We start from the raw sequence: 10,848 nt of genomic DNA, 5'->3' as shown, positions 1-10,848 counted from the left end.
GATCAAACTCTTCAGTTCAAACATCTTTGGGTTTTGAGAAAACCCTAAACTTGGCTCAGCAATCGTTGGTTACATCTTTGATTTCTCGCGGAGTAACTTGTGATGCTGATAATCTGTTGACTAGCAGCCTGACTCCACAAGCACCCACACGAATTGCTTGATTCAGTTGTTAAAGAGCGGTTGGTTAAGATCTTTCGTCTCAACCGAGGCGCGCATTCTACAGCAGCCTCATTTGCTGTCAAGTGATTCTTTTCAGAAGTTTTCAAGGATTCCTTAACAACTTCAACCACTTGCGCTTTCGATCTCTCGTCAGCGGGAGGCGAATTCTACAGCGTTACTCGCTGCTGTCAACACCTCTTTTTCAACTTCCTTTCGGCTTCGATGACCTGAAGCAACCTGCTGTCGAAAACTGCGTAACTCTTTGTTTATCAAGGAGTTTTCCGTTTCGACTGCGCCGGAAGTGGGGCGAATTATAGGCCTCTAAAATTCGCCGTCAACACTTAATTTCAACCTTATTCAGCTTTGAGCGTAATACGCGCAAATGCCTTCTTGCCGGCCTGGCAAACATGGGTCGCACCCACTGCGTATATAAAGGTGCGATCAACCACCTCACCATCTATACGCACGCCACCCGAGCCGAGAAGATCGCGCGCCATTGCCGAGTTCTTCACCAGGCCCGCCTTATTAAGGACGGCAGCAATCGGCATATCCTCGGCAGCTGTCAACTCGATCTCTGGCAGATCGTCCGGCAGCTCGCCATCCTTCATTCGATTACCGGCAGCACGATGAGCGTTGGCAGCAGCCTCTTCACCATGGAAACGCGCAACGATCTCCTCAGCCAGCTTGATCTTGATGTCGCGCGGGTTGGCACCCGCCTCCACATCAGCGCGGAACGCATTGATCTCATCCATGGAGCGGAAGCTGAGCAATTCGAAGTAGCGCCACATCAGCGCATCCGGAATGGAAACCAGCTTGCTGTACATCACACCCGGCGCTTCCTGGATGCCGACGTAGTTGCCCAAGGACTTGGACATCTTCTTCACGCCATCCAGCCCCTCAAGCAGCGGCATGGTCAAGATGCACTGAGCCTCCTGACCATAACCACGCTGCAGCTCACGCCCCATCAGCAGGTTGAACTTCTGATCGGTACCTCCGAGCTCGACGTCTGCCCGCAGAGCTACCGAGTCGTAACCCTGAACCAGCGGATACAGGAACTCGTGAATGGCGATTGGCTGATTGGTCGTGTAGCGCTTGTCGAAGTCATCGCGTTCGAGCATGCGAGCCACGGTGTACTGCGAAGTCAGGCGAATGAAGTCGGCCGGCCCCATCTGATCCATCCAGGTGGAGTTGAAGGCCACTTCGGTTTTTGCCGGGTCCAGAATCTTGAAGACCTGAGTCTTGTAGGTCTCGGCGTTCTCGAGGACCTGCTCGCGAGTGAGCGGCGGACGTGTAGCACTCTTGCCGCTCGGATCACCGATCATCCCGGTGAAGTCACCAATCAGGAAGATCACCTGATGCCCCAGTTCCTGGAACTGACGCAGCTTATTAATAAGCACGGTGTGACCCAGGTGCAGGTCCGGAGCCGTTGGATCGAAGCCTGCCTTAATACGCAGCGGCTGGCCACGCTTGAGCTTTTCAATCAGCTCGGACTCGACCAACAGTTCTTCCGCACCACGTTTGATCAGCGCTAGCTGCTCTTCAACCGACTTCATAACAGACCCGCAAGGCTCAGATTCAAAGGGAACCAACCATACAAGATCGCGCGTCAAATACAAGGTTTGCCCGGCGCACGGACGCCAATCCGCAGGCAGGGCACCTACGGACTTGCTTCAGAGATGATTTGGTTATATTTTATACAGTTATTTCATCTTCATCATGTCATTCATCTTTTCCAATTCATCTTTTTCAAAGTCAAAATCACTTATGACCAACGAATCGTCTAAAGCGCCGCCGCTTTACCCGAAGACCCACCTGCTCGCCGCAAGTGGAATCGCCGCCCTTCTCAGCCTGGCGCTCCTGGTATTCCCTTCCAGCGATGTTGAAGCCAAAAAAACGACCCTGAGTCTTGAACTGGAAAGTCCTGCTGAACAACTGACACAAGATCAAGACGCTGCAGAAGTCGTTCAAGCCACAAATGAACCCGCAACATCCCCCTTCGCGCAGATCGACAACAGCGCCGAAGACACCCAGGAAGCCGCTCAAGCCGAACCGGCGCCGGTCGTTGAAGTTGAAGAAAAGAAGCCGGCAAGCCACAGGGAAGTGATCGTCGCCAAAGGCGATACCCTCTCCACGCTGTTCGAGAAAGTCGGGCTTCCAGCCACTTCGGTGCATGAAATACTGGCCAGCGACAAGCAGGCCAAGCAGTTCAGCCAGCTCAAGCGTGGCCAAAAACTTGAATTCGAACTGAGCCCTGACGGCCAGTTGACCAACTTGCACAGCAAGCTCAACGACGTCGAAAGCATCAGCCTGACCAGGAACGACAAGGGCTACACGTTCAATCGCATCACTGCGAAACCGACCGTGCGCTCCGCCTATGTTCACGGCGTGATCAACAGCTCGCTGTCGCAGTCTGCGGCCCGAGCGGGCCTGTCCCACAGCCTGACCATGGACATGGCCAGTGTGTTTGGCTACGACGTGGACTTCGCTCAGGACATTCGCCAGGGCGACGAATTCGACGTGATCTACGAGCAGAAAGTGGTCAACGGCAAGGCCGTCGGTAATGGCCCGATCCTGTCGGCACGCTTTACCAACCGCGGCAAGACCTACACCGCCGTTCGCTACACCAACAAACAAGGCAACAGCAGCTACTACACCGCTGACGGCAACAGCATGCGCAAGGCGTTCATCCGCACGCCAGTGGACTTCGCCCGCATCAGCTCGAAATTTTCCATGGGCCGCAAACACCCGATCCTGAACAAGATCCGCGCCCACAAAGGCGTCGACTACGCAGCACCACGCGGCACGCCGATCAAGGCAGCCGGTGATGGCAAGGTCTTGCTGGCCGGTCGTCGTGGTGGCTACGGCAATACCGTCGTTCTCCAGCACGGCAATACCTACACCACGCTCTACGGCCACATGCAAGGCTTCGCCAAAGGCGTGAAAACTGGCGGCACGGTGAAGCAGGGCCAGGTGATTGGCTATATCGGCACCACTGGCCTCTCCACCGGCCCGCACCTGCACTACGAGTTCCAGGTCAATGGTGTGCACGTCGACCCGTTGGGCCAGAAGCTGCCGATGGCCGATCCGATTGCCAAGGCCGAACGCGCACGCTTCCTCGCCCAAAGCCAGCCTCTGATGGCGCGCATGGATCAGGAAAAAGCCACGATGCTGGCTTCGAGCAAGCGTTAAGTCATGGCGCTCTATATAGGTGTGATGTCCGGGACCAGCCTTGATGGCCTGGATATCGCGCTGATCGAGCAAGCCCCGGCGATCAGGCTGATCGCCTCCCACTACATCCCGATGCCCGCCCCCCTGCGCGCCGAGCTGCTCGGCTTGTGCGCCAGCGGCCCGGACGAAATCGCCCGCTCCGCCATTGCCCAGCAGAACTGGGTGAAACTGGCAGCGCAAGGGATTCACACCCTCCTCGCTCAACAGCAACTGAAGCCTGACGACATTCGTGCCATTGGCAGCCATGGCCAGACCATCCGCCATGAACCGGCACGCGGCTTCACCGTGCAAATTGGCAACCCGGCCCTGCTGACGGAGCTGACCGGCATCACCGTGGTCAGCGACTTCCGCAGCCGCGATGTCGCTGCCGGGGGACAAGGTGCACCGCTGGTTCCCGCCTTTCACGAAGCCTTGTTTGAAGAGCGGATCGGGAACCGTGCAGTACTGAACGTAGGCGGCTTCAGCAATCTCAGCCTTATCGAGCCCGGCAAGCCAGTCGCCGGTTTCGACTGCGGCCCGGGCAACGTGCTGCTGGACGCCTGGATCCATCAGCAACGCGGCGACCACTTTGACCGTGACGGCCAATGGGCTGCCAGCGGCAACATTCAACCGGTGCTGTTGAATGCGCTACTGAGTGACCCGTTCTTTGTGACCAAAGGCCCGAAGAGTACCGGGCGGGAAGTGTTCAACCTGCCATGGCTGACGCGGCATCTGGCCCAGCTGCCAACCTTCCGCGCCGAGGATGTTCAGGCGACGCTGCTTGAACTGACCGCACTGACCATCATCGAATCACTGCAAAGCGCCCAGGCAAACACGCAGGAACTGCTGGTCTGCGGCGGCGGCGCCCACAACACGGCCTTGATGAACCGCCTGGCCGGCCTGCTGCCAAACGCCAGTGTCAGCAGCACCGCGACATACGGTGTAGACCCCGACTGGGTCGAAGCCATGGCCTTCGCATGGCTGGCTCATTGCTGCCTCGAAGGCATCGCGGCCAATCGTCCGAGCGTTACCGGTGCCCGTGGATTACGCGTACTCGGCGCCATCTACCCCGCATAAATCCTCCACACAGCAAAACGCCGCAAGACCCTGAGGCCGTGCGGCGTTCTGTGAAACAGGCGCGCTGATCAGATCGAGAACGAAGACCCGCAGCCACAGGTGGTGGTCGCATTCGGGTTCTTGATGACGAAACGCGAACCTTCCAGACCTTCCTGGTAGTCCACCTCGGCACCGGCCAGATACTGGAAGCTCATCGGATCGACCACCAGGCTCACGCCTTCGCGTTCGACGATGGTGTCGTCATCGGCCACTTCCTCATCGAAAGTGAAACCGTACTGAAAACCTGAACAACCGCCGCCCGTAACGAATACGCGCAGCTTCAAGCGATCATTCCCCTCTTCATCGACCAGGCTCTTCACCTTGTGCGCGGCACCGTGGGTGAATTGCAAAGCCGTGGGGGTGAAGGATTCGACGCTCATGCTGACTATCTCCCGGCGTTACGCCGTCATATTGCGTGATGACGCGCATTATCCGCTTCTCCTAGAAAAGCGGTCAACTATTGTTATGGTATATCAACCATTCCGATCGCCGGCCCGAAATGCAAAAAGGCCCGTCAGACGGGCCTTTTGCTGTACGCGATAAACCTTACGGCAGCATGCCGGCGTGGGAGAGACCCAGACGCTCATCCAGCCCGAACAGAATGTTCATGTTCTGCACGGCCTGACCCGACGCCCCCTTGACCAGGTTGTCGATCACCGACAGCACCACCACCAGATCACCGTCCTGAGGGCGATGCACGGCAATACGGCAAACGTTGGCACCCCGCACGCTACGCGTCTCCGGATGGCTGCCGGCCGGCATGACATCGACGAACGGTTCATTGGCATAACGCTTTTCAAACAACGCCTGCAGGTCCACCGAGCGATCGACAACAGTGGCGTAGAGCGTCGAGTGAATGCCACGAATCATCGGTGTCAGGTGCGGAACGAAGGTCAGCCCGACGTCTTTGCCTGCTGCACGACGCAACCCCTGGCGGATTTCCGGCAAATGACGGTGACCTTTGACGGCATAGGCCTTCATGCTTTCCGACGTCTCGGAGTACAGCGAACCTACGGAAGCACCACGACCGGCACCGCTGACACCGGATTTGCAGTCAGCAATCAGATGCGCAGCATCGGCCAGGCCGGCTTCGAGCAATGGCAGGAAACCCAATTGCGTTGCAGTTGGGTAGCAGCCCGGCACGGCAATCAGGCGCGCTTTCTTGATCTGCTCGCGATTGACTTCCGGCAAGCCGTAGACCGCTTCGTCCAACAACTCCGGTGCACCGTGCGGCTGGCCGTACCACTTGGCCCATTCATCGGCGTCTTGCAGACGGAAGTCGGCCGACAGGTCGATGACCTTGGTCCCGGCCGCCAGCAGTTCGCCCGCCAGGGCATGGGCAACACCGTGCGGCGTGGCGAAGAACACCACATCGCAGGCGCCCAGGGTCTTGATGTCCGGAACGCTGAACGCCAGGCCGTCGTAATGGCCTCGCAGGTTCGGGTACATGTCGGCTACGGCCAGGCCAGCCTCGGATCGGGAAGTGATGACAACCACCTCAGCTTGCGGATGTTGCGCCAACAGACGCAGCAGTTCGACACCGGTGTAACCCGTGCCGCCGACGATACCGACCTTGACCATAAACCTGCCCTCAACGAACCCACTGGAAAGCCGTCGATAATAGGGGCCGCGCGCCCCTGCGACAACCGTCAAGGTGACGTGCGGACGCTCAAGCCTCTACTATTCAGACTACCGTGAACCTGGAATAACCAAAAATGCTCTATCTGTGGATCAAAGCGCTTCATATCGTCAGCGTCGTCTGCTGGTTTGCCGGCCTGTTCTACCTGCCACGACTGTTCGTTTATCACGCTCAAAGCGAAGACACGATCAGCAAGGAACGCTTCAGCGTCATGGAGCGCAAGCTGTACCGGGGCATCATGGGCCCGGCGATGATCGCCACGCTGATCTTTGGCGGCTGGCTCATCTACCTCAATCCAGGCATCTTCAGCCAGGGTGGCTGGATACACGCCAAACTGACCCTGGTCGTGTTGCTGATCGGCTATCACCACATGTGCGGCGCCCAGGTAAAACGTTTTGCCCGTGGCGAAAACACCCGCAGCCATGTCTTTTATCGCTGGTTCAATGAGGTTCCGGTTCTGATATTGCTGGCAATCGTAATTCTGGTCGTCGTTCGGCCGTTCTAAACCCAATAGACACAACTCACCGGGGTACTTCCAATGTCGCTGCCCGCTCTGCTCGAACAACGTTTGCGCCTGCCTGTGGTGGCTGCGCCGATGTTCCTGATTTCCAATCCGCAATTGGTACTCGCCTGTTGTCGTCAGGGCGTGGTCGGCAGCTTCCCGGCGCTGAACCAGCGCGAAAGCAGCGGCTTCAAGGCCTGGCTGGAAGAGATCGAAGCCGGACTGGCGACAATGGAAAACCCCGCGCCTTATGCCGTGAACCTGATCGTGCATAACAGCAATCCCCGCTTGCAGGCGGACCTGGAGATCTGTGTAGAGCACAAAGTGCCGATCGTGATCACCAGCCTCGGCGCCGTCAAAGAACTGGTCGATGCGGTGCACAGCTACGGCGGCCTGGTGTTCCATGATGTGACGACACGTCGTCATGCCGAGAAAGCGGCCGAAGCCGGCGTGGATGGATTGATCGCCGTGGCTGCCGGGGCCGGCGGACACGCCGGGACCTGGAGCCCGTTCTCGCTGATTGCCGAAATCCGCCAGTTCTTCGACAAGACCCTGCTGCTGGCCGGCTGCCTGAACCACGGGCATGAAATTCTTGCCGCGCAATTGCTCGGCGCGGATCTGGCCTACTTTGGCACTCGGTTTATCGGCACGACCGAAAGTCACGCGCCCGACGCCTACAAAGAAATGCTGCTGACATCCAAAGCCGCAGACATCATCCATACGCCAGCCGTGTCAGGTGTCCCCGCGAGTTTCATGCGCCAGAGCCTGGAAGCCGCCGGTTTCGACATGGCCGCGTTGCAGGGCAAGGGCGAGATCAACTTCGGTTCCAAGCTCAAACCTGTGAGCGATGAGGCCAAAGCCTGGAAAACCGTTTGGTCTGCAGGCCAGGGCGTGGGAGAAATCGAGGACTTGCCGAGTGTCGAGCAGTTGATTGCACGTCTCGATGCCGAGTACCGCCAGGCCCTGGAGCATGCCGCCCAGCTGCCAAAACGCTGGCCGCGCTGACAGTAAATCTTGGCCAGCCCAGCCCGGCTGGCCTTACACTCACCCTGGAATAACCTTCTTCTTTCAACCTCTCGCGACAAGGATGCCTCGCACATGGGCGAAAATCGTTTCAAGATCATCTTCGAAGGTGCCTTGCTGCCTGGTGTCGACATCACCACGGCAAAGCTCAATCTCGCCGATTTGTTCAAAAGCGATGTCACGGCCATCGAGCGTTTGTTCACCGGGCGCCCGGTAGCGCTCAAACGCAACCTGTCGCAGGCCGATGCCCAGACCTATCTCCAGGCACTGAGCAAGACCGGTATCGACGCGCGCATCGAAGCCGAAACACCGATCGAGTTGAACCTCGCCGACGTGCATGACCATACCCCGGCCGGCAGCCAGGCGGCCTTGGCAGAACCGCAGTCTCCTTACGCTCCGCCTCGCGCGCCCGTCGGCGAAGCCGTGGCGGAATTCGCCACGCTCAAGCCATTCAGTTTCGATGGCCGTATCGGTCGCTTGCGTTACCTCGCCTGGACGCTGGTGCTGACACTGGTGTTGATGGCTGTTTGCGGGGTGTTTGCATTGGTCGCTCTGGCCCTCATCGGTGCGGACTCAACCGCCGGCCTGATCCTGGGCGGCTTGCTGGCCCTGATCCTGTTTGTCGGATTTGCCTTCGTCAGCATCCAGATCACCGTTCAACGATTGCACGATGTCGGCTGGTCCGGCTGGCTGTGGTTGCTGAACCTGGTGCCGTTTGTGGGCACTTTCTTTCCGTTCGTGACCATGGTTGTACCGGGCAACGAACTGGCCAACCGCTACGGTCCACCGCCTCCGCCGAACAGTACCGCGGTCAAAGTATTGTCTTCGCTGTGGCTGGTCGTCATCGCTCTGATCCTGGTCGGCTCCCTGGCCGGTGGTCTCTCGGCGATACAGGAAGAATACGAAAACGCCGCCCAGAGCAGCTACGACAGCAGTTCGGTCACCACCGATGAAATCGACGTCGAGGTCGAACCGGTGCCAAATTCCGCCGACGATGCAGCCGAAGAGGCCCAGCCCCCTGTAGACTCTGCGAAAGAATGAACAGCGCTCCTGGCCCGTGACACCTGCGTCGCGGCGCGGAGCTGTTGCGATGGAGAACTGCATGACCCGTTACGCTCTGATCACTGGCGCCTCCAGCGGCATCGGCCTGGCAATGGCCGAAGCGCTGGCCCGGCGCGGCCGCAGCCTGATTCTGGTGGCCCGACAACGTGATCAGCTGGAAAGCATTGCGATTGAATTGACCCAAAGATTCGGCGTGGAAGTGCTGTTCCGTGCCTGTGACCTGGGCGAACCGTTGCGCCTGTCCGGATTCCTGCTGGAGCTGGAAGAAGGCGATCGGCAGATCGACCTGTTGGTCAATTGCGCCGGCATCGGTACATGCGGCCCGTTTCTGGCCCAGGACTGGATGACCGAGCAAGACCTGATCGAAGTGAACATCCTCGCCCTCACCCGCCTGTGCCATGCCATCGGCAACAGCATGGCCCTGCAAGGTGGCGGGCAGATTCTGAATGTGGCCTCGGTGGCAGCGTTTCAACCGGGACCGTGGATGAGCACCTATTACGCCAGCAAGGCCTATGTGCTGCACTTTTCCGAGGGATTGCGCGTCGAGCTGAAAAAGTGCGCGATCAAGGTTTCGGTGCTCTGCCCAGGTCCGACCCGCACAGCGTTCTTCCGTACCGCGCAACTCGACAGCGACAAACTGACCAACAGCAAACTGTTGATGAGCCCCGAGGAAGTGGCGCTCTACACCGTGCGCGCCCTGGAAAAGAATCAAGCGATCATTATTCCGGGGCGGCGCAACCGCTGGTTCGCCTTCCTGCCAAGGCTCGGCTCACGCTGGCTGACGCGCACAATCGCCGGCATGGTTAACAAGGTCTACTGCCCGCGCTGATCCCCATTCAAGGTAAAAGGCTGGGCGCTGGCATACGCGATGAGTACACTCAGGCCAGCCCAAACAACGGAGAAAACAGCTGTGGATACTCTGTTCACCAAGATCATCAACCGGGAAATCCCGGCGAATATCATTTACGAGGACGACCAGGTACTGGCCTTCCACGACATTTCCCCACAGGCACCGGTACATTTCCTGGTGATCCCGAAGAAGCCGGTTCGCACCCTGAACGATCTGACGGAGGACGACAAGGCACTGGCTGGACACATTCTGTTCACCGCCCAGCGCCTGGCCCTGGAACTGGGCTGCGAAAAAGGTTTCCGCGTTGTCATGAACTGCAATGAAGAAGGCGGGCAAACCGTCTACCACATTCATATGCACGTGCTGGGTCAGCGCCAGATGCACTGGCCGCCGGGCTGATTCGCCAAGCCCTCAAAGATCGCAGCCTTCGGCAGCTCCTACACCGATCTCTGCAGGAGCTGCCGAAGGCTGCGATCTTTTTTCGCTTTTGACCCAGCGCAAACCATCCCCGGCCGATTGGGTTAAACTGGCCGCCGAAATTCCCCCCGGAGGTCAGCATGACTACCCAACGTCACTACTCGCCCATTGACCGCCTTCTGCTGCAAGCCGATGCCGCGATGCGCACCCTGCTGCCCTTCAGCGGCCAGCCGTACCGTCCGTCGCCGGCCATCGTGCAGCCCGATGCAAAAATGAGCGACGAAGACACGCGCCACGTTGCCGGCCTGATGCGCATCAACCATACCGGCGAAGTCTGCGCCCAGGCGCTGTATCAGGGGCAGGCGCTGACCGCCAGACTGCCGCAGGTGCGTGCCGCCATGGAACATGCCGCCGAAGAAGAAATCGATCATCTGGTCTGGTGCGAACAACGCCTCCATCAACTGGGCAGCCACACCAGCATCCTCAATCCGCTGTTTTATGGCATGTCGTTCGGAATTGGCGCCGTGGCCGGCCTGATCAGCGACAAAGTCAGCCTGGGCTTCGTGGCGGCAACGGAAGACCAGGTGTGCAAGCACCTGAACGAACACCTGGAGCAATTGCCGGCCGAGGATGAGAAATCCCGGGCGATTCTTGAGCAGATGCGTATCGATGAAGAACAGCATGCCGAAAGCGCGCTGGAGGCTGGCGGGTTCCGCTTTCCGGCGCCGGTGAAGTTCGGGATGAGTCTGATGGCCAAGGTGATGACCAAGAGTACTTACCGGATCTGATTTCCCGGTCGCCTGTGAGGGCCTCTTCGCGGGCAAGCCCGCTCCCACAGGGCTGCACTTCGGCAATAAAAAAGGCGACTACCGC

Annotated in this window: 11 protein-coding genes; 8 read left to right on the top strand and 3 right to left on the bottom strand. The window is 58.7% G+C overall.

Annotation, left to right across the window (positions count from 1 at the left end):
* Positions 1–512: 512 nt before the first annotated feature.
* On the bottom strand, positions 513–1,712 hold the full coding sequence (tyrS, locus tag KW846_RS03340) for a tyrosine--tRNA ligase (RefSeq protein WP_007980168.1): 1,200 nt from the start codon (positions 1,710–1,712) through the stop codon (positions 513–515).
* Positions 1,713–1,923: 211 nt separating this feature from the next.
* Between tyrS and KW846_RS03335 the strand changes: the two genes are divergently transcribed.
* Together KW846_RS03335 and KW846_RS03330 are read left to right on the top strand one after the other, a co-directional pair.
* Positions 1,924–3,348, top strand: coding sequence for a peptidoglycan DD-metalloendopeptidase family protein (locus KW846_RS03335; RefSeq protein ID WP_116582232.1), 1,425 nt, complete (start codon positions 1,924–1,926; stop codon positions 3,346–3,348).
* Positions 3,349–3,351: 3 nt separating this feature from the next.
* Complete coding sequence (locus KW846_RS03330; protein ID WP_218481311.1) at positions 3,352–4,443, top strand: anhydro-N-acetylmuramic acid kinase; 1,092 nt, start codon at positions 3,352–3,354, stop codon at positions 4,441–4,443.
* A gap of 68 nt (positions 4,444–4,511) precedes the next feature.
* Here the strand turns inward: KW846_RS03330 and erpA are convergent, their stop codons facing one another.
* Positions 4,512–4,862, bottom strand: coding sequence for an iron-sulfur cluster insertion protein ErpA (erpA, locus tag KW846_RS03325; protein ID WP_007906865.1), 351 nt, complete (start codon positions 4,860–4,862; stop codon positions 4,512–4,514).
* Positions 4,863–5,028: 166 nt separating this feature from the next.
* A complete protein-coding gene (argC, locus tag KW846_RS03320) occupies positions 5,029–6,063 on the bottom strand; it encodes an N-acetyl-gamma-glutamyl-phosphate reductase (RefSeq protein ID WP_007980174.1) in 1,035 nt (344 codons plus the stop codon).
* A 134-nt stretch (positions 6,064–6,197) separates the two neighbouring features.
* Here argC and hemJ point away from each other — a divergent pair, with 134 nt between their 5' ends.
* The 6 genes from hemJ (at position 6,198) to coq7 (ending at position 10,763) form a co-directional block, all read left to right on the top strand.
* Positions 6,198–6,626 (top strand): protoporphyrinogen oxidase HemJ, encoded by a 429-nt coding sequence (hemJ, locus tag KW846_RS03315; RefSeq protein ID WP_116582234.1) that lies wholly within the window; start codon positions 6,198–6,200, stop codon positions 6,624–6,626.
* 33 nt (positions 6,627–6,659) lie between these two features.
* The gene (locus tag KW846_RS03310) at positions 6,660–7,628 is read left to right on the top strand and encodes a nitronate monooxygenase family protein (RefSeq protein ID WP_218481310.1); all 969 of its coding nucleotides are present in this window, start codon (positions 6,660–6,662) and stop codon (positions 7,626–7,628) included.
* 93 nt (positions 7,629–7,721) lie between these two features.
* Complete coding sequence (locus tag KW846_RS03305) at positions 7,722–8,687, top strand: DUF805 domain-containing protein (protein WP_218481309.1); 966 nt, start codon at positions 7,722–7,724, stop codon at positions 8,685–8,687.
* 61 nt (positions 8,688–8,748) lie between these two features.
* Positions 8,749–9,537 carry an SDR family oxidoreductase gene (locus KW846_RS03300; RefSeq protein WP_218481308.1) on the top strand — a complete coding sequence of 263 codons (789 nt, stop codon included), beginning with the start codon at positions 8,749–8,751 and terminating at the stop codon, positions 9,535–9,537.
* A gap of 81 nt (positions 9,538–9,618) precedes the next feature.
* Complete coding sequence (locus KW846_RS03295; RefSeq protein WP_218481307.1) at positions 9,619–9,957, top strand: histidine triad nucleotide-binding protein; 339 nt, start codon at positions 9,619–9,621, stop codon at positions 9,955–9,957.
* Positions 9,958–10,115: 158 nt separating this feature from the next.
* On the top strand, positions 10,116–10,763 hold the full coding sequence (gene coq7 / locus KW846_RS03290; protein ID WP_116582236.1) for a 2-polyprenyl-3-methyl-6-methoxy-1,4-benzoquinone monooxygenase: 648 nt from the start codon (positions 10,116–10,118) through the stop codon (positions 10,761–10,763).
* Positions 10,764–10,848: the final 85 nt, after the last annotated feature.

Origin of the sequence: Pseudomonas sp. PDM32, assembly GCF_019219225.1 — a bacterium.
GTDB lineage: Bacteria > Pseudomonadota > Gammaproteobacteria > Pseudomonadales > Pseudomonadaceae > Aquipseudomonas > Aquipseudomonas laurylsulfatiphila.
This window is presented reverse-complemented; position numbering and strand designations above follow the sequence as displayed.